The sequence below is a fragment of the Burkholderia sp. Bp8994 genome (genome assembly GCF_003853805.1).
Lineage (GTDB): Bacteria > Pseudomonadota > Gammaproteobacteria > Burkholderiales > Burkholderiaceae > Burkholderia.
Genome location: NZ_QTQH01000001.1, coordinates 350,701 through 371,554, shown reverse-complemented (window position 1 = coordinate 371,554; position 20,854 = coordinate 350,701). Strand labels below are relative to the sequence as shown.

At 64.9% G+C, this 20,854-nt stretch carries 18 protein-coding genes; 8 read left to right on the top strand and 10 right to left on the bottom strand.

Features of this window, described 5'->3' with window-relative positions; translation table 11 throughout:
• Positions 1–79: 79 nt before the first annotated feature.
• From DIE04_RS01645 to DIE04_RS01615, 7 genes are all read right to left on the bottom strand, one after another.
• Positions 80–1,135 carry an amidohydrolase family protein gene (locus DIE04_RS01645; RefSeq protein WP_124484812.1) on the bottom strand — a complete coding sequence of 352 codons (1,056 nt, stop codon included), beginning with the start codon at positions 1,133–1,135 and terminating at the stop codon, positions 80–82.
• 78 nt (positions 1,136–1,213) lie between these two features.
• Positions 1,214–2,245: a 4-hydroxy-2-oxovalerate aldolase gene (gene dmpG, locus DIE04_RS01640; protein ID WP_124519448.1), complete on the bottom strand. Its 1,032-nt coding sequence runs from the start codon at positions 2,243–2,245 to the stop codon at positions 1,214–1,216.
• Positions 2,246–2,256: 11 nt separating this feature from the next.
• Positions 2,257–3,204: an acetaldehyde dehydrogenase (acetylating) gene (locus tag DIE04_RS01635; protein ID WP_124519542.1), complete on the bottom strand. Its 948-nt coding sequence runs from the start codon at positions 3,202–3,204 to the stop codon at positions 2,257–2,259.
• Positions 3,201–4,010, bottom strand: coding sequence for a 2-keto-4-pentenoate hydratase (locus DIE04_RS01630; protein ID WP_124519543.1), 810 nt, complete (start codon positions 4,008–4,010; stop codon positions 3,201–3,203). Before DIE04_RS01630 ends, DIE04_RS01635 begins: the two co-directional genes overlap by 4 nt.
• 26 nt (positions 4,011–4,036) lie before the next feature.
• On the bottom strand, positions 4,037–5,803 hold the full coding sequence (locus DIE04_RS01625; protein WP_124519545.1) for a bifunctional 3-(3-hydroxy-phenyl)propionate/3-hydroxycinnamic acid hydroxylase: 1,767 nt from the start codon (positions 5,801–5,803) through the stop codon (positions 4,037–4,039).
• Positions 5,800–6,855 carry a VOC family protein gene (locus tag DIE04_RS01620; RefSeq protein WP_260426894.1) on the bottom strand — a complete coding sequence of 352 codons (1,056 nt, stop codon included), beginning with the start codon at positions 6,853–6,855 and terminating at the stop codon, positions 5,800–5,802. The genes DIE04_RS01625 and DIE04_RS01620 overlap by 4 nt, the downstream gene beginning before the upstream one ends.
• A complete protein-coding gene (locus tag DIE04_RS01615; protein WP_124484816.1) occupies positions 6,827–7,690 on the bottom strand; it encodes an alpha/beta fold hydrolase in 864 nt (287 codons plus the stop codon). Before DIE04_RS01615 ends, DIE04_RS01620 begins: the two co-directional genes overlap by 29 nt.
• 155 nt (positions 7,691–7,845) lie before the next feature.
• Between DIE04_RS01615 and DIE04_RS01610 the strand changes: the two genes are divergently transcribed.
• Positions 7,846–8,547 carry a TetR/AcrR family transcriptional regulator gene (locus DIE04_RS01610; protein WP_124519548.1) on the top strand — a complete coding sequence of 234 codons (702 nt, stop codon included), beginning with the start codon at positions 7,846–7,848 and terminating at the stop codon, positions 8,545–8,547.
• A 92-nt stretch (positions 8,548–8,639) separates the two neighbouring features.
• On the opposite strand, the gene DIE04_RS29990 is transcribed toward DIE04_RS01610, so the two are convergent.
• Positions 8,640–8,954 carry a hypothetical protein gene (locus DIE04_RS29990; RefSeq protein ID WP_260426893.1) on the bottom strand — a complete coding sequence of 105 codons (315 nt, stop codon included), beginning with the start codon at positions 8,952–8,954 and terminating at the stop codon, positions 8,640–8,642.
• Positions 8,955–9,125: 171 nt separating this feature from the next.
• Complete coding sequence (locus DIE04_RS01600) at positions 9,126–9,875, bottom strand: TetR/AcrR family transcriptional regulator (RefSeq protein WP_124519550.1); 750 nt, start codon at positions 9,873–9,875, stop codon at positions 9,126–9,128.
• A 149-nt stretch (positions 9,876–10,024) separates the two neighbouring features.
• Between DIE04_RS01600 and DIE04_RS01595 the strand changes: the two genes are divergently transcribed.
• The 7 genes from DIE04_RS01595 to DIE04_RS01565 all read left to right on the top strand — a co-directional run bounded on the left by DIE04_RS01595 (position 10,025) and on the right by DIE04_RS01565 (position 19,166).
• Entirely contained in the window at positions 10,025–10,333 is a 309-nt protein-coding gene (locus DIE04_RS01595) for a hypothetical protein (RefSeq protein WP_124519552.1), read from the top strand.
• 12 nt (positions 10,334–10,345) lie between these two features.
• Positions 10,346–11,416 (top strand): 2,4,5-trihydroxytoluene oxygenase, encoded by a 1,071-nt coding sequence (locus DIE04_RS01590; protein WP_124519455.1) that lies wholly within the window; start codon positions 10,346–10,348, stop codon positions 11,414–11,416.
• A gap of 36 nt (positions 11,417–11,452) precedes the next feature.
• Entirely contained in the window at positions 11,453–12,409 is a 957-nt protein-coding gene (locus DIE04_RS01585) for a fumarylacetoacetate hydrolase family protein (RefSeq protein ID WP_124484821.1), read from the top strand.
• Positions 12,406–14,400: an acyl-CoA synthetase gene (locus DIE04_RS01580; RefSeq protein ID WP_124519456.1), complete on the top strand. Its 1,995-nt coding sequence runs from the start codon at positions 12,406–12,408 to the stop codon at positions 14,398–14,400. The genes DIE04_RS01585 and DIE04_RS01580 overlap by 4 nt, the downstream gene beginning before the upstream one ends.
• Positions 14,401–14,515: 115 nt before the next feature.
• Positions 14,516–15,253, top strand: coding sequence for an OmpW family protein (locus DIE04_RS01575; protein ID WP_124484823.1), 738 nt, complete (start codon positions 14,516–14,518; stop codon positions 15,251–15,253).
• Positions 15,254–15,307: 54 nt separating this feature from the next.
• The gene (locus tag DIE04_RS01570; protein ID WP_124572899.1) at positions 15,308–18,286 is read left to right on the top strand and encodes a molybdopterin-dependent oxidoreductase; all 2,979 of its coding nucleotides are present in this window, start codon (positions 15,308–15,310) and stop codon (positions 18,284–18,286) included.
• 10 nt (positions 18,287–18,296) lie between these two features.
• On the top strand, positions 18,297–19,166 hold the full coding sequence (locus DIE04_RS01565; protein WP_124519556.1) for a 4Fe-4S dicluster domain-containing protein: 870 nt from the start codon (positions 18,297–18,299) through the stop codon (positions 19,164–19,166).
• A gap of 139 nt (positions 19,167–19,305) precedes the next feature.
• Here DIE04_RS01565 and DIE04_RS01560 read toward each other — a convergent pair whose 3' ends face one another.
• Positions 19,306–20,751, bottom strand: a complete 1,446-nt coding sequence (locus DIE04_RS01560; protein ID WP_124519460.1) for an NAD-dependent succinate-semialdehyde dehydrogenase — start codon at positions 20,749–20,751, stop codon at positions 19,306–19,308.
• Positions 20,752–20,854 lie beyond the last annotated feature (103 nt).

The following is a 20,854-nucleotide window of genomic DNA, read 5'->3' as shown; positions in this document are numbered from 1 at the left end:
GGGAACGGCGGCATGCGTCGCCGCCGGACGGAGGTCATCCGCCCGGCATGCGCGTCCAGGGTTCCGGACGAAACGGGATTCAGCGGTCTCTGAGCCGGTCGATCAACCGGACGCCCGCGCCGGCAGCCGCACGCCTGAGCGACGCCAGCGGGCCGTCCTCGGGCGAGGGCGTACCGGCGACACGCTCCGCGCCGCCGGCAAAACGCGGGAACAGGCGCAATGCGTTGCCGCGCTCGATGCCGGCGCGCGCGTCGGTATCCCAAACGGGTGATCGTTCGAGCGTGTCGCGCTGCATGGCGGTGACCGGTGCCGGCGCGAACGGGAAATCGCTGCCGAAGAGGATCTGCGTCGGCTCGACCAGTTCGCGCAATGCGGCCTGCGGATACGCGGCTGGCGACAATGCCGTGTCGAAGTGGAATCGACGAATGGTCGTGAGCACGCCGTCCGGTACCGCAGCAAGGTATTCCGGCATCAGGTTGGCCAGCGACACGCGCCACGCGACGTAAGGCAGGAATCCGCCCGCATGCGCGAGAATCCAGCGAATGTTCGGGTAACGCGCCAGCGTCCCCGTCAGCAGCAGATTGACCGCCGCGCGCGTCGTGTCGCACAGGAATTCGATCAGGAATCCCGGCGCACCCAGCCCGAGCGCCTCGCTTGTCCGATGCAGGTTCGGATGCACGAACACGACGGCCTGCCTGCGATCGAGTTCGGCCATCAGTTCGTCGAATTCCGGCGCGCCGAGAAACTTTCCTTCCGTACTGCCGAGCAGCACGACGCCGTCCGCCTTCAGCACGTCGAGCGCATGAACGGCTTCCGCGCAGGCCAGTTCGGTAAACGGCATCGGCAGAACCGCGAACGAACCGAAGCGGCCGGGATGCGCATCGCAGAGCTGCGCCGAATATTCGTTACATTGACGAGCGAGCGTGCGTGCCTCTTCGACGTCGCCGAAATACACGCCCGGCGCCGAGATCGACAGCAGTGCCGCCTGAATCCCGTTCACGTTCATCACGTCGAGCGACGCTTGCGCATGCCATTCCGGCAACGCCGCGCCGGCGACCTTCTGTATGCCATGCCTGGACATTGCGTCGCGATAGGCCGGCGGAACGAAATGATGATGGACGTCGATTCGGTGCACGATCTGCTCCGGCGCGAAACATTGATATGGATGACAAAATATTATTCAGGCGCGTCTTCGCGCAAAACGAGTCGGTCGCTAGGTCGCATGCCCGGATGCGGCCCGTGCGTTCGACAGATCCAGCGCAACATCGACGATCATGTCTTCCTGCCCACCCACCATGCCGCGTCGCCCCAGCTCGACGAGGATATCGACCGTGCCGAGGCCATACTTTCGGGCGGCCAGTTCGGCATGGCGCAGGAAGCTGGAGTACACCCCGGCATAACCGAGCGCGAGCGTTTCGCGGTCGACGCGCACCGGGCGATCCTGCAGCGGCCGAACGATTTCGTCCGCCGCATCCATCAGCCGGTACAGATCCGTACCGTGACGCCAACCAAGGCGCTCGGCCGCCGCGATGAATACCTCGAGCGGCGCGTTCCCCGCCCCGGCCCCCATCCCCGCCAGGCTCGCGTCGACGCGATCGCAGCCCTCCTCGACGGCGACGATCGAGTTCGCCACACCGAGACTCAGGTTGTGATGCGCGTGAATGCCCACCTCCGTTTCCGGTTTCAGCACGTCCTTGAACGCGCGGACGCGATCGCGCACGTCGTTCATGTTCATCGCGCCGCCGGAATCCACGACGTAGCAGCACGTCGCGCCATAGCTTTCCATCTGCTTCGCCTGCTCGGCGAGCCCGACGGGCGTGTGCATGTGACTCATCATCAGGAAGCCCACGGCCTCCATGCCGAGCTCACGCGCGGATTCGATGTGTTGGCGGGAAATGTCGGCTTCCGTGCAATGCGTGGCGACCCGCACGATGCGCGCGCCCGCGTCGTACGCGGCGCGCAGATCGTGCACGGTGCCGATACCGGGCAGCAGGAGCGTGGCGACCTTCGCGTGGGTGACGGCACCGGCGACCGCTTCGATCCATTCGACATCCGTATGTGCGCCGAAACCGTAGTTGAAGCTGCCGCCCTGCAGGCCGTCGCCATGCGCGACCTCGATCGAATCGACCCGCGCAGCGTCGAGCGCCATGGCGATTTGCCGCGCCTGCGCGATGCTGTACTGGTGGCGAATCGCGTGGCTGCCGTCGCGCAATGTCACGTCGGAGATGTAAATCTTCTTGTCCATGGTCGGGAAACTCACGTTGCGTCGCGCAGCATGCGGGCGGCGACCCGTTCGGCCATCGCCATGGCTGCGCTCGTCATGATGTCGAGGTTGCCGGCGTAGGCAGGCAGGTAGTGGGCGGCCCCCTCGACTTCGAGGAAGATCGAAGTCTTGAGGCCCGACATGCGTTCGCCGACGCCCGGAATGCGGATCGGCCGATCGGATTCGATGCGATCGAACTGCACGCGCTGTTTCAGGCGATAGCCCGGCACGTACGACTGCACCGCTTCCACCATTCGCGCGACGGAGGCTTCTATGCGTGCTTCGTCGGCGAAATCGCTGAGGGCGTACACCGTATCGCGCATCATGAGCGGCGGCTCGGCCGGATTGAGTACGATGATGGCCTTGCCTCTCGCGGCGCCACCGACCGTTTCGATCGCGCGCGCCGTCGTTTCGGTGAATTCGTCGATATTGGCGCGGGTACCCGGCCCTGCGCTCCTGCTCGAGATCGATGCGACGATCTCGCCGTAGCGAACGTTGGCGACCTGCGACACCGCCGCGATCATCGGGATCGTCGCCTGTCCTCCGCACGTCACCATGTTGACGTTGGGCGCATCCAGATGGCGCTCGCCGTTCACCACCGGTACGCAGTACGGGCCGATCGCCGCCGGCGTCAGGTCGACCATGCGGAGGCCGGGCTTGAGCGCACGCAGGAACGCATCGTTGTGCGCGTGGGCCGACGCCGACGTCGCGTCGAACACGATGTCGATGTCGCCGAAGCCCGGCATCCGCGCAAGCCCTTCGACGCCTTCGTGCGTCGTGGCGACACCCATCCGGGCCGCACGCCGCAGCCCGTCCGACGCCGCGTCGATGCCGACCATCGCGCCCATCTCGACGTGTTCGCCGTGCCGCAGGATCTTGATCATCAGATCCGTGCCGATGTTGCCGCTGCCGACGATACCGACCTTGAGTTTCCTGCTCATCGCGACGCTCCTTCGCCCAGGCGGCAATGCACGCTGCCGAGCGCGCCGATCTGCGCGCGAATGACGTCCCCGCTCGCCACCGCCACCATCGGGCCGAGCGCTCCGGACAGGATCACGTCGCCCTCGCGCAGCCTCTGTCCGTGACGCGCGATCGTGCAGGCGAGCCAGTAAACCGCGCGCAACGGATGGCCGAGACAGGCGGCGCCGACGCCCGTCGATACCACTGCATCCTGTTTCGTCATCGTCATTCCCAGTTCGCCGAGCGAAAGCCGGCCGAGTGCCACCGGCTGATGACCGAGCACGTATGCGCCGCACGACGCATTGTCGGCGACGGTGTCCTCGAGCGTGATCCGCCAGTCGGCGATTGCGCTGTCGACGATCTCGAGCGCCGGCAGCGCATAGGCCAGCGATGACAGTACGCGGCCATAGCTCGGCGCGTCGTCGTCGAGATCGCGCCCGACGACGAATGCGATCTCGGCCTCGATCTTCGGTTGCAGCAGACGATTCATCGGCACATCGTCGCCGTCGAGATGCGCCATGTCGTCGAACAGCACGCCGAAGTCGGGCTGATCGACACCGAGTTGCCGCTGCACCGCGCGCGACGTCAAGCCGATTTTCCTGCCGACGATGCGCGCGCCGGCGGCGATCCGCGCCGCCGTGTTCGTTTCGGCCACCGCATACGCGGCAGCGACCCCGGCAATGCCGAACCGCTCGGCAATCGGTTCGATCGGGATGCGCGTCGTGCGCGCATTGCGCAACGCGTCGGCGGCGGCGTGAATACGGGAGTGATCGGGCAATGGAGACATGATTGATGGAACGAGAGAGTCGGAATTCAGGCGGCCCTGGCGAGCGACGATGCCTCGGCCGGCGTGGCTGCACGGGTGCCGCTGAGGGTATTCGGCACACCGAGCTGGTCGCGCAGGCGCGCCACGGTGCGATCGAGTTCGGTCACGGGCACGACGGCGAATACGAACCGGTCCGGCCGCAGGATCGCCACGGCCTTGTCGCGAAACCCGGCCTTCGCGAACCACGCGATCATGTTGCCGTCGATGTCCTCGACCTCGGTCGTGCCGCCGTGGCGGTTGTCGCGTTCGACGCCCTCGAGCCCTTGAGGGCGGCCGCCGTACGGATAGAGCGTGACGTACCGCACCGACAATGCCTGCAGCGCTTCGGCGGACGCATCGTCCAGATACCGTGCGGGATCGACGTTCAGGCCGACGAGCGAAAACCCGCGCCCGAGCACGTCGTCCATCCGTTGCCTCGCGCCGTCGAACCGGCGCACGTCGGGTTGCGGGGCGAGCGCGCCCTCCGGGCCGTTGCGGCGCCGCCGCGGCAAGCCGACGTACGCGTTCTTTTTATAGACCGGCGCCGGCTTGAAGCCCCCCTCCTGGAACCAGCGCTTGAGCGGAGGGATCATCCGGATGACCGCGAGCGAGGTGTCGCGCACGAGCGTGCCCAGCGGATTGCGCACGGACACGACGTTCTTGAGCAGCACGGACACGTCGATCATCGCCTTGGCGTGCGCGTGGCGCTCTGACTGATAGGTGTCCAGCAGTGCGTCGCCGGCGGCGCCGCGCAGCACGAGGTCGAGCTTCCATCCGAGGTTGTACGCATCGCGCACGCCGGAACTGGCCCCCTGCCCCATGAACTGCGGCGTCATGTGTGCCGCGTCGCCCGCGAGCAGCACGCGGCCGACCCGCCATTTGGCCGCGATCAGCGCGTTGAACGTATAGACGAGCTTGCGCTTGACGACGAACTGGTCCGGATCGACGAACCGGGACAGGTACGCGCGCACCGTCTCCGGCCGTTCCATGTTCTCTTTCGTTTCACCGGGCATCAGCATGAATTCGAAGCGGTGGAACTTGTCGGGCTGAACGCAGCTCACGACCGGCAGCTTCGGGTCGACGACGAAATTGAAGTACGGCAGGTGACGCAGCGCGTCGGTACCCGGCTTGCGCTCGATGTCCACGACGAGCCACGGCTCGGGAAAGCTCTTGCCGGCCATGTCGATGCCGAGCCGCGTGCGAACGATGCTGCGCCCGCCGTCCGCGCCGACCATGTACCGCGCCCGCAACGACTGCACGTCGGGATCGTTGTTCATGCTCGTGCGCGCATCCGTCGCATCGCTGAAGCGCGCTTCACGCGTGGCCTGGTGCACGATGCCGACGCCGTCGGCGTCCTGCGAGAAATCGACGACTTCGCGCCCGCGCCGGATCGTGACGTTCGGATAGCGCGACAGCGTGTCCGACAGCGTCGTTTCGAGATACGGCTGGTAGAAGAAATTGATGATCGGCCAGCCGAGCGGCCGCTTGCGCGGCATGTATTGCGTGATCGGCGTGCCGTCGGGGCGCACGAGCTGCACCGGCGTTTCCATCATCATCCGTGCCTGCAATTCGTCGGCTACCGCCAGATGCTGGAAGATCCGCATGCATTCGTCGTCGGTATAAACAGCGCGGGCATTGCCGTAAAACACCGGCTCGCGCTCGAGCACCACGACGCGATGGCCAGCCTGGCCGAGCAGGTGCGCAAGCACGAGGCCGGTCGGTCCGAGCCCCACGATCGCGACGTCGCACGCATCGTCCTGATGCACTGCGTTCATGTTTGGTCTCCCTGGATGATGAATTCCGGATGCAGCAGCGATGCGAACGCGCGCCGGGCACGGCCCAGCCGGCCGCGCAAAGTCAGGTTCTCCGGGCGATGGCCCCACAGGCTGATCCCCTGGTAGGTCGTCGTGCGCCACGCGCGCTCGTCCACCACGATCGGGTTCCAGCCCAGTTCAATCTCGAAGCCCGACGGTGTCCGAACGTAGAACGACAGCTCGCGGTCGTTCGGATGCTGGCCGATCGCATTGGCGATCGGGTATCCCATCGACCGGCATCGCAAGTAGGCCTGAGTCACGTCGTCCAGCGATACGCACTGAAGATTCAGGTGGTGGATCTGCGTGCGCAGCGGATTCATACGGATGCCGCGCGTCGACGCGGTTGCAAGCGAATGGTGGCGCTCGTTCAGTCGAAGAAACGCGAAGTCGAGATTCAGGCCGTCGATCTTGTCCTCGATCTCGTCCGACAAGCGTGCGTCGAACACCTTCTTCCAGAACGCCTGCATCGCTTCCGGCCGACGCGTGGTGATCGCGACGTGCCCCAGGCCGGATGCGCCGGTCACGAATCCGCTCGCCTTCATCTGCAATGGCGAATCGCTCAGCACCGCATCGGTGAACAGCTCGGTGCGCAGCCGCTTCGGTCCGGTGAAGTACCAGAATCGCTGCACGCCTCGCAGCGCGGCTTCATTCGCGCTGCCCTGCCGGACATCGATGCCGAGCGCGGACAGCCGCGCGAGCACGAGCTGCAACGCCGCGTCATCGGCCAGTTGCCAGCCGATCGCGGTGACGTCTTCCGCTTGCCCCTCGTGGATAATCAATCGGCGCTGGTGCGCATCGATCCGACACGCGAGCACCGTGCGTAGCGGACGATCCGCATGCAGCCCGAGCCCCTCGGTAACGAATGTGCTCCATGCGTCCAGGCGGACGGACTGGATCAGCAAATAGCCGAGATGCACGCGACCGAACAAGCTGTCGGGCGCGGCCGGCGAACTGGCGATGGTAGGCATGGCGACGCGCTCCGGATCAGACGCGGCGGACGACGCGCGCGTCAACGCGGTCCTCGGCCAGAAACGCCACGACCATCGCGTTGAATTCGTCGGCGCGCTCCCACTGCACCCAGTGGCCGGTCTTGCTGAACAGGTGCACGTCGCAGTTCGGCATGCGCCGCTGCAGCGAGCGTGCGCCGCTTGGTCGATTGACCTTGTCCTCCGTTCCCCACAGCACGAGCGTCGGATTCTGTACGGCGGCCAGGCGCGGATCGCGCGTGAAATCGAGATTCCTGAAATTCGGAATGCCTTTGGGCCCGAGCAACGGCGGGCTGGCGACGACCTCCGGATCGATGCTGGACTGAAAGCGCTCCTGGAGCGTCGCATCGGATACCAGGCTGCCGTCGTAGACGAGGTCGCCCCGGATGAACGCCGCGAGCTTTTGCAGTGTCGGGCCTTCGCCCTTGTAATAGTTCAGCAGACGTTTGAGGCCGGGCGTGGGCAATGCGCGCGTCGTGTCCACGCCGCCGGGCCCCATCAGCACGAGGCGCCCCACCGCGGCCGGACGCTCGATCGCCATGCGCAACGCACATGCCCCGCCGAGCGAGTTGCCGAGGACGTGCGCGCGCTCGATGCGCAGCGCATCGAGCATGCCGAGCATGCTCGCCGCCAGGTCGCCGAACGGATCGCCGCGATCCAGCCCCTTCGTCGATTTGCCGTAGCCCGGCATGTCGGGCACGACGACCCGGTGGACGCATGCGAGCGCGCCGACATTGCGGGCGTAATTGGACATGCCGGAAGCGCCGGGGCCGCCGCCGTGGAGCATGAGCACCACCGGACCCTCGCCTGCTTCGGTAAAGGAAATGGTCCGCGCACCGACCCGAACGGTACGTTGAATCATTGCGTGAGTCATGGACGGGGCATTCACGGCGTGGTCGCTCCAGACGGTTGATCGAACTTGCTTGGCGTTAATAATGAGATAGTTGTCATCATGACAATATTCTCGTTTTCACCTAGCATCTCGGAGCGCCTGCTGCGTCGCCTTATAATTCCGCCATGAATGAAACGACCGTTGACCATCGGACCCGTGTCGCGGCAGAGCGTCGCGAGCGCATGCGTGCCCGGCTGATCGAAAGTGCGATGCTGGTGTTCGCGGAAAAAGGCGTCGGCGCAAGCGTCATCCAGGACGTCATTGCGGCCGCGGACGTATCGCAGGGCACGTTCTACAAGTACTTCCGCACCAACGAGGATCTGCTCGCGGCAGTGACGCAGGAGCTGAACGACGAGTTGCTGCGCCTGATCGAAACGGAAGTCCACGGCTATCGGGATCCGGCGCTGCGCATCGCGTGCGGTGTGCGCATGTTCCTGCACGCCGCGCGCGCGTATCCGCTGCTGGCGCGCTTCATTTGCGCGGCCGGCTTGCATTCGGCGGGGCCGAGCAGCCTGATTTACGTGTTCCTGCCACCCCACATCGAACAGGGGCTGGCGCTGGGACGTTTCAGCGATGTCGGCGTCGGAACCGCACTCGACGTGATCGCCGGAACCGCACTCGCGACGATCCTCAGAATCACCAACGAAGGCCCGCAAAACGTCGTTCCGGAGCCCGTGGTCGCAGCAATTCTGCGCGCACTGGGCGTCGGGCACCTCGAGGCGGAAAAGTTGGTCGAAACGGCATTGCCGCCGATTGAAACGCCCGTTGCATCACTGCTCGAACGCGGACAGGCACGGATGCAGGCCCAGGCGCAGCCCGCGATCTGACCGTTTCGGGAATGCTCGGTCCGGCACGAAGCGTCATGCTCGATGACGATCGCCGGGCCTCAGCCGTCGGCGACGAGTTTCGCGGTATGCCGTCAATCCAGGTAACGCGCCGGCCGAGCGCGATCGACGTGCATGGTGTCCGGCACGACGAGGACCTTGCCTGTATAGCGTGTTGCCATCTCGATTCGGCGATGCCAATCGTCGCCAGGTTCGCAGGTCCTGATTGATGCGAGATGGAGCGCGCGCCAGGCGCACGACCGGCAAACGCCGACTTGCCACGGCGAGATCCGGGAAAACGCTCCAAAGACAGCGATACGCTCGTCGGTAGTCACCGTCCGGCACTGCAAGAAACTGCGTGTGAGGTAGTCGTCGGTATTCGCGGGATAGTCGCGAAGCCGGTCTTTCATGCGACGCCCGCGTGGGTTGCGTCCGAAATGACGCCCACGACATCGCCGCGCGCTATTCCACTTCGACAAGCGCCGGCTGAACAGCGCAGGCGTCGCATCGCCCCCGTCAGCTGACGGGTACCGCACGAGCGCTCGGGGTGGCTTGGCCGCCGCCTGCGTCACCCCATTACGTCACTGCGCCGTCTCGGCCGCATCCACAACGGGCAGCGGCCGGCTCGCGATCTTCTCGGCTTCCGCACGCTTGAGCCCCAGCGTATGCAGCAGCGTCGCCGCCGTGCGTTCCGGAAAATGCTCTCCGTTGAATCCGAGTTCCTTCAGGACACCGGCAGCCGGTGCGCCCGGAGCGACGAAGTTGAGTTCGGCGGCAATCGCGGTCAGCACCGTACCGCCAACCGAAAGGAAGCCGACGAATGGGTCGGCGACCACGAAGCGCTTCTCGGCGATACCGCGCTCCATGTCCCGCAGCAGGCGTTGACCCAGGCCAAGCGTCAGGACGCGCGCCGAAAAGCCCTCGCGTATCAGGAAGTGTCCCCACACCGGCTCGCGCCGCGCGCGCATCAGCGTATGTCGCACCGAGACGGAAATGATCTCCGCCGGGTCGGACAAGCCGCTGGCCAGGCGATCGAGCGAATCCGCGAACTCCTCGAATACCGATTCCACGAGGGTCGCGTAGATCGCCTCCTTCGATTCGAAGTGGTTGTAGAACGAGCCGAAGCCGACGTCGGCGGCCTCGGTGATTTCGTTGATGGCAACGCCTTCCATGCCCTTCTCGGCCATCAGTCTGAGGGCGGCATCCAGCAGGCGGGCACGGGTCTCCCGCTTGCGGCGCGCGCCACGCGGCTCGCGCTCTTCGGCGACCGCGGGACTGGATGCTTCCGCAGCGGAGCGCTTTGGTGTCCGGCGGCTCGGTGTATTCGTCATGACGTTTTCGATCCTTGTTCGTGCCCAAGTATAGATTCAAATGTCTACATTGACAAAGTCATCATCTATGATTTTAATGTCATCAAGGGCGGCAGAACACGGCCTCGAGAACCGATCGAACGACGAATGGAGATACGGTGGAGACACACATGCACACGGGCGCCAGCGCGTCCATTCACAACAGCTTGCACGCGTCGCCGAAGTGCGGGCTGCCATCGATGCTCGGCGTATTGATCGCAGGATTCACGCCGGTCGGCGCCGCATCGGGCCATTTTTCGGCCAGTCACGGCGCCGGCGGCGAGGCGCGCCGCTCCCATGCGAAATCGACGAGCGACCTCACGACATTCATGGTCCGGCCAGTGATGTCCTGCGACGGTGAGATTGCATGCCCGCCGTTGCGCGGCAAGCCCCTCGATGCGACGGCGCCCGCCTTCGCGATTGTCATTCGACCTGCCTGATTGTCATCCGCCATGAAACTGACCACCACACAACCGGCTCGCCACCCGCACCCCACAACGAAGGCATCGGCGCTCGCCTATCTGATCTTCGATCGCCCCGATCTCGACGAAGCAGAGCACTTTCTCAACGATTTCGGTCTCCGAACGGTGCTGCGGGATGACACGCAATTGCTGCTGCGCGGAACCGGCAGCGCACACTTCTGTTATGTCGTTCGCCACGCGCCGAAGGCCCGCTTCGTAGGCTTCGGATTGCAGGTCGACAGTCGTGCCGATCTCGAGGCGCTCGCCAAAATCCCTGGCGCGTCGGAGATCGAGGCATCGGATTGGCCAGGCGGCGGCCTCCGGGTGCGGCTCGCCGATCCGTCGGGTTTTCGGGTCGACGCGATTGCCGGCCAGACCCGGGCCGACACGTTGCCGCACCGTGCCGCGCTTTCATTCAACTCGGTCGACACGCCGTTGCGGATCAACGAAACGCAGCGGCCGCCGGCGAGCGCGCCCGAGGTCATTCGGCTCGGACACGTCGTGCTCGAGCTCGCCGACTACCAGGAAACCTGCGCGTGGTACACGCGGCATTTCGGGTTCATCCCCAGCGATGTCCAGGTGCTGCCGGACGGCTCACCCGCGGTTGCCTTCATGCGGCTCGATCTCGGCGACCGGCCGGCCGACCACCATACGCTCGCGCTCGCCCAGGGGTTCGTGCCGACTTATAGCCACAGCGCGTACGAACTGGTCGACGCCGATGCCGTCGGCATGGGCCAGCGCATGCTGCACGACAACGGGTGGGCACACGCGTGGGGCATCGGCCGGCACATTCTCGGCAGCCAGATCTTCGACTATTGGCAGGACCCGTGGGGCGACAAGCACGAACACTATTGCGACGGCGACCTGTTCACGGCCGACGAGCCGACGGGCGTGCACGCGGTCAGCCGCGAAGCGATGGCGCAGTGGGGCCCGACGATGCCGCGCAGCTTCACGAAGCCCCGGCTCACGCCGTCGAGCCTTGCGGCGCTGTTCCGCAACCTGCGCCGCAGTCCCGATCTGACGGTCAGCAAGCTGCTGACCCTGGCGAAGCTGTTCGCCTGATCCCCAACCGCCCATTCGACTCACGAGAGATCATTCATGTCACTGCATGTCCTGCACTTCCGGCATCATGGCCGCGCCCAATGGGGCGTGGTCGCCAACGGCGCCGTCACGCCGATTCCCGGCGACTTCGAGACAACCGCGAGCTTTCTCGCGGCGAATCCGGTTGAACGACTCGTCTCGCTCGACGGACCGACGATTCCGGAGTCGGACGTGGAGTGGCTGCCACCGGTGACCGCCAACCAGCAGTTCGTTTGCCAGGGGGCGAATTACCGTCGGCACATGATCGAATCCGGCATGGATCCGGACGCGAAAAAATTCAACATGATCTTCACGAAGGCGACGAGTTGCATCGTCGCCGCCGACTCACGAGTCGTGAAACCCCGGCACGTCCGGTTTCTCGACTACGAAATCGAGCTCGGCCTCATCCTCAAACGCGACATCACGTCTCATCAGCAGATCACGGACGCGAACCTGCACGACTATGTCGCCGGCACCGTGATCGTCAACGACTATTCCGCGCGCGATGTCCAGATCCCGCAGATGCAGTTCTACAAGGGCAAGAGCTTCCGGACGTTCGGCCCGGTCGGCCCCTATCTGTGCCTGCTCGAGCGGCATGACTTCCCGAAGCTGAAGACGCTCGACCTCACGTTGACCGTCAACGGCGCGGTGCGCCAGCAGGACTCGACATCCAACCTCGTCTACGGTCCGGCGGAAACGTTGACCGAGTTGTCGGGCGTGCACGACCTTCACGCCGGCGACCTGCTCGCGACCGGCACGCCGGCCGGCTGCGCACTCAGCATCCCGTCGCCGCTCAAGCAGCGGGCCGTCGCGCTTTTCCCCGAATCCGTCAAATGGAAGATGTTCATGAAGGTGCAGGCGGGGCGCGCGCAGTATCTGAAGGCCGGAGACATCGTCGAAGCCCGGATCGCGAGCCGCGACGGAACGATCGACCTGGGCGTGCAACGTAACGAGATCGTGGACGAAGCAGCATGAACGGCATCGCGACCCAAGACGACGTGCTGGCGATCGAAGCGCCGGGCCTTCCGCCGGACCTTCCGGCCAGCACGTACGAGATGATCTGCGCCGGTGCGGCCATCGATCCGTCCGCCCCCGCCCTCTCCTTTTTCATGACCGCCGACGCGCACCGCGACGCCGAGTGCTGGACCTATCGCGAGCTGGTCCGTGACATCACGCGCACGGCCAACATGTTCGCGCGCCTCGGTGTGAATTCGCAGTCGGTGATCGCTTATGTGCTGCCCAATCTGCCCGAAACGCATTTCGTGATCTGGGGCGGACAGGCAACCGGCATCGTATGCGCGATCAATCCGCTGCTTGAAGGCGAAGCGATCGGTCAGCTGCTCAAAGCCGCCGGCGCCAGCGTGCTCGTGACGCTCGCGCCATTTCCCGGGACCGATCTCTGGCAAAAGGTCGCGGACATCCTTCATGAGGTCGAGCCGCTGCGGCATCTCGTGCTGGTCAACCTGGCCGATCGCGTGCGGGGCATGGCGCAGTCGGCGGCACGCACGCTCCAGCACGACGCGTGTGCGCAGTTGTACGGCGCTGGCGGTTTGCGCAGCGCCGTGCCTGCGCACATCCAGATCCACGACTTCGGTACGGCAATCGCGCAGGAATCCGGTACGGCGCTCGACAGTGCGCGCCGCATTCGACCCGGCGACATGTCCTCTTACTTCTGTACCGGTGGAACCACCGGGTTGCCGAAAATCGCGATGCGCAGTCACGGCAACGAAGTGGCGAATGCCTGGAGCGCCGGCCGGTTCTTCGGCGACAGCATCGGCCCCGGCAAAACGACTTTTTGCGGCTTGCCGCTCTTTCACGTCAACGCCGCGATGGTGACCGGCCTCCTGCCATTCTCGCGCGGTGCCCATGTCGTGCTCGGCACACCGCAGGGTTACCGGGGCGACGGCGTCGTCAAACGCTTCTGGGAAATCGTCGAACATCATCACATCAATTTCTTCAGTGGCGTCCCGACGCTTTATGCTTCGCTGCTCGACATTCCCTCCGAGGATCATGTCATCGACTCGCTCGAATACGGCCTGTGCGGTGCCGCGCCGATGCCGGTCGGCGTCTTCAGGTCCTTCCAGGAAAAAACGGGCATCCGGATTCTCGAAGGTTACGGCCTGACCGAAGGAACGTGCGTGAGCAGCGTCAACCCGCCGAACGGCGAGCGTCGGCTGGGATCAATCGGGCTTCGCATCCCCTTCCAGGCGATGAAGGCGGTCGTCGTGGACGATGCGGGACGGTATCTGCGCGACTGCGCAGCCAACGAAGAGGGGTTGCTCGTCATCTCCGGGCCGAACGTGTTCACCGGCTACACGCGTCCCGACCAGAACGAGGCCCTGTGGCTCGATCTCGGCGACGGCAAGCGCTGGCTCAACACGGGCGACCTCGGCCGCTGCGACATCGACGGTTACTTCTGGCTGACCGGCCGCAAGAAGGAGTTGATCATCCGCGGCGGACACAATATCGACCCGGCGACGATCGAGGAACCGCTGCATCGACACCCGGCAGTCCAGATCGCAGCGGCGATCGGGCGCCCCGATGCCTATGCCGGCGAGCTGCCGGTCGCGTATGTTCAGCTCAAGCCGGGCATGACGGCTAGCGAACACGATCTGGAAGTGTTCATGCAGCAGGAGATCGCGGAACGCGCCGCCCTGCCGAAGCACGTCCGAATCGTCGAGGCGATCCCGCTCACCGGCGTCGGCAAGATATTCAAACCCGAACTCAAGCGCCGCGAGACGAGTGACGCACTCCGCGCGGCATTGGACCAGGGCGGAGCGCCCGGCGCATCAGTCGACGTCTCGACCAGTGATTCCGGCGGAATGTCGGTCTCGGTCGAGCTGAGCAATCCCGGGCTCGAGACTGCCGCGCGCTTCGTGCTGGGGCGTTTTCCGTTTGCGTTTTCGATCTCGTTCGCAGCGGAACCCATTCGGTCGTCCGGTCCGGCAGCAACAGATCTGCGGTGACGGAGGCGCGTGACTAGCCGCGACAACACAAATTCCGAGAGCGGCTTGTCACTATCAATAAGGTATCCAAAGCAACTGTAGTTCTTTAATCGGATCGAGACAGAGGAGACGCAAAATGAAATTGAGGCGAACGACGAGTTTCGCAGGTGCGATGGTTTGCATCTGCACGGCTGCACTTGCCGACAACGCAGATGCGCAGACGGCCGGAAGCATCACTACGTCGGTTGGATGGCTGCACGTCGCGCCCCAGGGCGACGCGACGCCCCTGACCGTGCAAAGTGTCGGCGGCGTAACGGTGAATCAGCAAATGGGTGGTACCGGGGCGCATGCCAGCTCGACGGATACGATGGGCATCACCACCGAGTACTACGTCACCGACAACATTGGTGTCGCCATGCTGTTCGGACTGCCACTGACAGTCAATCTTGTCGGTGACGGGACGTTGCAGAAGTACGGAACCCTCGGCACGACAAGGCCGATGCCGCCCGCCGTCGAACTTCGATATCACCTGTTTTCAGCTGAATCGAAATTCCGTCCGTACGTAGGACTTGGCGTCAACTACACGTGGTTCACCCAGGTTCGGGCGACCAATCGCCAGTTCGTCACCGACAGCTTCGGGCCGGGCGGCTCGGCGCGCGCGACACTCAGTTCATCGTGGAACCCGGTGTTCGAGCTCGGCGCGAGTTACGCGATGACCAAACATTGGTCGGTCGGTGCTTCCGTCGGCTACATGCCGGTGAAGACCCACCTCACGTTATACGGACAGACCGCGACCGGCACGCAGATCGTTTCCACATCGACGCTCCGACTCAATCCCGTCAACGTCTTCCTGAACGTCGCTTACACGTTCTAGCGGGTGCGTCCCGATGCCAGCCCCCCGCATGGAAGCAACACTTTGGATCGAACGATGAAACGACAGGCTCTCAAGACCATTCTTTTTGCATTGCCCAAGGTTCTGGACCTGACGGCGCGCCGCTTCCCCGCCTACCGCGATCGCCTCAAGGAGCGCAATCTCGTCGCGTGGATCGGGCTCATGGATCAAAGCATCGGTCGCGCCATCGAGTTCAGGAATGGCCGCATTCGGTCGCGCGCCGGCAAGCATGCGCGGCCCGATGCGCGCATGGCCTTCAAGGACGTCGCCACCGCCCTGAAGTTCCTTTCCCCGAACCCGGACCAGGGCGAGATCGTCCACGCCGCCAAGAACTTCAAGGTGGTCACCGAGGGCGAGGACGAACTGCTGGTTTGGCTCATGCAAACCCTGAGCATGATGCGCACGGTCGGCCTGACGATGGGCACGCCCATGCGCGACGGCACCCGACGCTACACCACCTGTACCAATGGCGGCCCCCTGTTCGTCTACGTCAAGGATGGCCGCATCGTCCGCGTGACGCCCATCGAGCTGGACGATACGGATGCGTCAAGCTGGGTGATCGAGGCACGTGGACGCCGCTTCAGCCCGCCACGGCGCGGACTGGTCGCGCCCCACGCGTTGACCCTCAAGTCGCTGGTCTACTCCGACAAGCGCATCCTTCACCCGATGAAACGGGTCGACTTCGACCCGGACGGCGAGCGCAATCCGCAGAACCGGGGCAAGTCCGGCTATGTGCGTATCAGCTGGGACGAGGCCCTGGACATCGTCGCCAGGGAGATCAACCGGCAGAAGCGTGTTCACGGCCCCGGTTCCATCACTTTCCCGATGTCGTCCCACCACCAGTGGGGCAACGTCGGCTACTACCTCAGCGCGCTGACGCGCTTCGCCAACCTGATCGGCTTCACCCGGGTCGCCGCGAATCCGGACAGCTGGGAAGGCTGGTACTGGGGCGCCATGCATCATTTCGGCAACTCGATGCGCGTCGGCGTGCCCTCCGGCTACGGGGGCCTCGAGGACGGTCTCAAGGAAGCCGAAATGATCGTGTTCTGGTCCTGCGACCCCGAAAGTACCAACGGAGCCTACGCAGGATTCGAGGGAACCCCGCGCCGCCTGTGGGCCAAGGAACTCGGCATCGAGTTCGTTCACATCGACCCGCACTGCAATCCCACCGCACAGCTGCTGGGCGGGCGCTGGATCCCGATCCGGCCGCAAACCGATGCTGCCCTGGCAACCGCCATCATGTACGTCTGGACCGTGGAGGGCCTGTACGACAAGGATTACGTCGCGACGCGCACGACCGGTTTCGACGATTGGAAAGCCTACCTGCTGGGCGAAACCGACGGTACCCCCAAGACGCCCGAGTGGCAGGAGAGCGAGACCGGCGTGCCGGCCAAGGACGCCCGTGCGCTTGCGCGCCTGTGGGGGAAGAAGAAGGTGCATCTCGCCGTCGGGATGACCGGCGCGGGATTCGGCGGCGCAGGCCGCGGGGCGACCGGCGCGCAATGGGCGCGCTGCATGATCATGATGATGTCCATGCAGGGCTGGGGCAAGCCGGGGGTGAATTTCGGTTGCCTCGAAATCGGCGTCCCGCACGATCTCCAGTTCTACTTCCCCGGCTACGCGGACGGCGGCATTTCAGGCGACCTGGCGTGGACCGCCAATGCGGTGGACAACTACCAGCGCATGCCGCATATCCTGACCATGAATCCCGTCAAGCAAATGGTGCCGCGACAGCAGATGCCCGATGCGATCCTCAACGGTCACGCCACCGGTTATCTCTGGGACGGCATGTCCCAGGAAGCCCAGTTTGCGCCATTCACCTACCCGATGCCCGGCTATTCGCCGATCCACATGATCTATCGCTACGGCGGATCCGCGTTCAGTACCGTGACGAATTCCGGACGCTGGACGCAGGCCTACCGGCACTCGAGCATCGAATTCGTCGTCAATCAGTCGATCTGGATGGAAGGCGAAGCCCAGTTCGCCGACATCATCCTGCCCGCGTGCACTTCGCTGGAGCGCTGGGACATCGGAGAATGGGCGAATTCGGGCGGCTACGCCCACCACGGGTATGGCACGGTCAACCATCGCATGCTGACGCTGCAGCACAAGTGCATCGAACCCTTGGGCGAGTCCCGCTCCGACTACGACATTTTCACTGCCATCCTGACCCGGTTGGGCCTGGGTGGCATTTTCACCGAAGGCTGCGGGGATCTCGACTGGGTCAAGCGCGTCTTCGACTCGTCGGATCTGCCCGATCACATTTCGTGGCGCGAATTTTGCCGCAAAGGCTATTTCGTCGTGCCGCCCGAAAAGCCCGAACTGCGCCATCCCGTGGATATGCGCTGGTTTGCGGAAGACAGGAAGAAGGACCTGCCGGAACCTCATCCGCTGCCGTCACAGTTCTCGGAACGGTTCGGCAAGGGCCTGCAGACGCCGAGCGGCAAGCTGGAGTTCGTGCCCGAGTTGCTGAAGCGGCACACCGCGGACAATCCGGAGCGCCCCCCGCTCAACCGATATATCCCCTCCTGGGAGGGGTTGCGCTCGGACCTGGCCCGGCGCTACCCGCTGCAACTGGTCGCCACCCACAGCCGCTACAGCTTTCATACCCACGGTGACGGAAAGAATTCCGCCGTGAACGGCATCGACGATCATCGCGCGCTGATCGCGGGGCACCGGTTCTGGCTGCTGAGGCTCAACCCGGCAGACGCCGCTGTTCGATGCATCGCCCATCGCGATCTCGTCAAAGTACACAACGACCGCGGCGCCGTGATCTGTGCGGCCGATGTCTCGCCCCTGGTGAACGCTGGAGTGGTGAAATCCTACGAGGCGAGCGCTGAGTTTCAGCTGATCGAAATCGATGGCGAGCAGGTCGAGATCGGCGGCTGCATGAACATGCTGACCCCCGACCGGCCTCAGACCGCCGGCACCAGCAGCATGAGCCCGAATTCCTGCCTGGTGCAGGTCGAGAAATGGCGCGGTGCCGAGGCATTCATGCTCGGTCGCGCAGCGTGAGGAATGTCAAATGAGCAAGTGGAACCTGATCATCAACGTCGGCCGTTGCGAGAACTGCCAGAACTGCGTGATCGCCGCGCGGGACGAGCACGTCGGCAATGACTTCCCCGGCTACGCGGCACCCGCTTCGGCCAGTGCCGAGAGCCCCATCCGCATCCTGCGTCGTGTACAGGGTGCTTCGCACATGATCGAGACCACTTATCTGCCGGTCATGTGCAACCACTGCGACGACGCGCCCTGCATGCGTGCGGGCGGCAGCGCCATTCGCAAGCGCGCCGACGGCATCGTCATCATCGATCCGGACAAGGCGCGAGGCCGAAAGGACATCGTCAAGGCGTGCCCTTACAAGGCGATCGTCTGGAACGAAGAACTGCAACTGCCCCAGATCTGGATCTTCGATGCGCATTTGCTCGACCAGGGCTGGTCCCGCCCGCGTTGTCAGCAGTCGTGCCCCACCGATGTCTTCGAGACGGTCAAGCTCGATGACACGGCGATGGCCGAGAAGGCCAGGCGCGAGGGACTCAAGGTATTGCGACCCAACCTGAGCACGAAGCCCCGCGTGTGGTATAGCGGCCTCGAACGGTGGGAAACGTGCTTCGTCGGCGGAAGTGTCAGTGCTCAGGCAGGAGACGTGGTCGAGTGTGTCACGGATGCGGTCGTCGTCTTATATGCAGGTAATCGGCAGGTGGCCGAAACCGTCTCGGACGGCTTCGGCGATTTCCGGTTCGACGGCCTGGCCAGGGGCAGCGGCCTCTACAGAGTCCAAATCCGGCATGCCCGCGGCAATGCCTGGCGCGAGTGCAGATTGGGCGACAGCGCCTACCTGGGCGAGATCAGGCTCAGTCAATCGACAAACGCCGTGGCGATGGAGTGCTCGTGATCCGGGCGAGACTGGACACTGCGGTGACCGACGGTGAACGAATCAGAAAAAACAAGGCCGGGCAGAACACCCGGCTCTCGGCAACGCCATGCCGCGTGCGCACCGCGTAAACGGCGGCACGCACGCGACCACCTGGTCATCAGACCGCCATCACCGTCACCGACTTCGTGACGAGATACGGCTCCAGCGCTTCCGGCCCGCCTTCCGACCCGTAGCCCGAATCCTTCACGCCGCCGAACGGCATTTCCGGCCACGGCGTCGCCGGCTGGTTGATCCACAGCATCCCGACTTCGAGGCGCTGCGTCAGCAGGTGCACGTTCGCGAACGAACGCGTGAACGCATAGCCGGCCAGCCCGAACGGCAGGCGATTGGCTTCGGCGATCGCATCCTCGAGCTTGTCGAAACCGCGGATCGCCGCGACCGGGCCGAACGGCTCGTTGTTGAACACGTCCGCTTCGAGCGGCACGTTCGCGATCACGGTCGGCGCGAAGAAGTTGCCTTCCGAGCCGATCCGTTCGCCGCCCGTCTCGATGCTCGCGCCGACCTTGCGCGCGTTCTCGACGACCGACGCCATCGCGGTCAGCCGGCGCGGGTTCGCCAGCGCGCCGAGCGTCGTGCCTTCCTCGAGGCCGTTGCCGACCTTCAGCCCCTGCGCATGCGCGACCAGCGCACGCGTGAATTCGTCGCGGATGCTGTTGTGCACGAGGAAACGCGTCGGCGAGATGCACACCTGGCCCGCGTTGCGGAACTTCGCGCCACCGGCGGCCTTCACCGCCAGCGCGACGTCCGCGTCCTCGGCGACGATCACCGGCGCGTGGCCGCCCAGCTCCATCGTCGCGCGCTTCATGTGCTGGCCCGCGAGCGCCGCGAGTTGCTTGCCGACCGGCGTCGAGCCCGTGAACGTCACCTTGCGGATCACCGGATGCGGAATCAGGTACGACGAGATTTCCGCCGGATCGCCGTACACGAGACCGATCACACCGGCCGGCACGCCCGCGTCGACGAACGCGCGCAGCAGCGCGGCCGGCGATGCCGGGGTTTCTTCCGGCGCCTTCACGAGGAACGAACAGCCGGTCGCCAGCGCGGCGCTCAGCTTGCGCACGACCTGGTTGACCGGGAAATTCCACGGCGTGAACGCCGCGACCGGTCCGACCGGCTCCTTCACGACGGTCTGCTGCGCGCCGAGATTGCGCGGCGGCACGATCCGGCCATAGACGCGGCGGCCTTCGTCCGCGAACCATTCGATGATGTCGGCGGCCGACAGCACTTCCACACGCGCTTCCGTCAGCGGCTTGCCCTGCTCCTGCGTCATCAGCTGCGCGATCGTGTCGGCGCGCTCGCGCACCAGCGCGGCCGCCTTGCGCATCGTCGCCGCGCGCTCGTGCGCGGGCACCTTGCGCCATGCTTCGAAACCGCGCTGCGCCGCGGCCAGCGCGCGATCGAGATCGGCGATGCCCGCGTGGGCCACCTTGCCGATCGCCTTGCCCGTCGCCGGGTTCACGACGTCGATCGTCTTGCCGCTCGCGGCGTCGACCCACTCGCCGTCGATCAGCAGTTGCGTATCCGTATAAGTCACGTTAGCCATCCAGACACCCCAGTTTTACGTCGATAAAACGCGCGCGGCCGCGAACGGCCGCACGCCGGTTGACAGAAAGAGCTGCGCCACCGGGCGCCCTGCACCCGGCAAT

Excerpts from the sequence above, each read along its gene's own strand:
- dmpG (WP_124519448.1), bottom strand. The coding sequence starts at position 2,245 with ATGGACAAGAAGATTTACATCTCCGACGTGACATTGCGCGACGGCAGC.
- DIE04_RS01635 (WP_124519542.1), bottom strand. The coding sequence starts at position 3,204 with ATGAGCAGGAAACTCAAGGTCGGTATCGTCGGCAGCGGCAACATCGGC.
- DIE04_RS01630 (WP_124519543.1), bottom strand. The coding sequence starts at position 4,010 with ATGTCTCCATTGCCCGATCACTCCCGTATTCACGCCGCCGCCGACGCG.
- DIE04_RS01625 (WP_124519545.1), bottom strand. The coding sequence starts at position 5,803 with ATGAACGCAGTGCATCAGGACGATGCGTGCGACGTCGCGATCGTGGGG.
- DIE04_RS01615 (WP_124484816.1), bottom strand. The coding sequence starts at position 7,690 with ATGATTCAACGTACCGTTCGGGTCGGTGCGCGGACCATTTCCTTTACC.
- DIE04_RS01610 (WP_124519548.1), top strand. The coding sequence starts at position 7,846 with ATGAATGAAACGACCGTTGACCATCGGACCCGTGTCGCGGCAGAGCGT.
- DIE04_RS29990 (WP_260426893.1), bottom strand. The coding sequence starts at position 8,954 with ATGAAAGACCGGCTTCGCGACTATCCCGCGAATACCGACGACTACCTC.
- DIE04_RS01600 (WP_124519550.1), bottom strand. The coding sequence starts at position 9,875 with ATGACGAATACACCGAGCCGCCGGACACCAAAGCGCTCCGCTGCGGAA.
- DIE04_RS01595 (WP_124519552.1), top strand. The coding sequence starts at position 10,025 with ATGCACACGGGCGCCAGCGCGTCCATTCACAACAGCTTGCACGCGTCG.
- DIE04_RS01590 (WP_124519455.1), top strand. The coding sequence starts at position 10,346 with ATGAAACTGACCACCACACAACCGGCTCGCCACCCGCACCCCACAACG.
- DIE04_RS01585 (WP_124484821.1), top strand. The coding sequence starts at position 11,453 with ATGTCACTGCATGTCCTGCACTTCCGGCATCATGGCCGCGCCCAATGG.
- DIE04_RS01580 (WP_124519456.1), top strand. The coding sequence starts at position 12,406 with ATGAACGGCATCGCGACCCAAGACGACGTGCTGGCGATCGAAGCGCCG.
- DIE04_RS01575 (WP_124484823.1), top strand. The coding sequence starts at position 14,516 with ATGAAATTGAGGCGAACGACGAGTTTCGCAGGTGCGATGGTTTGCATC.
- DIE04_RS01570 (WP_124572899.1), top strand. The coding sequence starts at position 15,308 with ATGAAACGACAGGCTCTCAAGACCATTCTTTTTGCATTGCCCAAGGTT.
- DIE04_RS01565 (WP_124519556.1), top strand. The coding sequence starts at position 18,297 with ATGAGCAAGTGGAACCTGATCATCAACGTCGGCCGTTGCGAGAACTGC.
- DIE04_RS01560 (WP_124519460.1), bottom strand. The coding sequence starts at position 20,751 with ATGGCTAACGTGACTTATACGGATACGCAACTGCTGATCGACGGCGAG.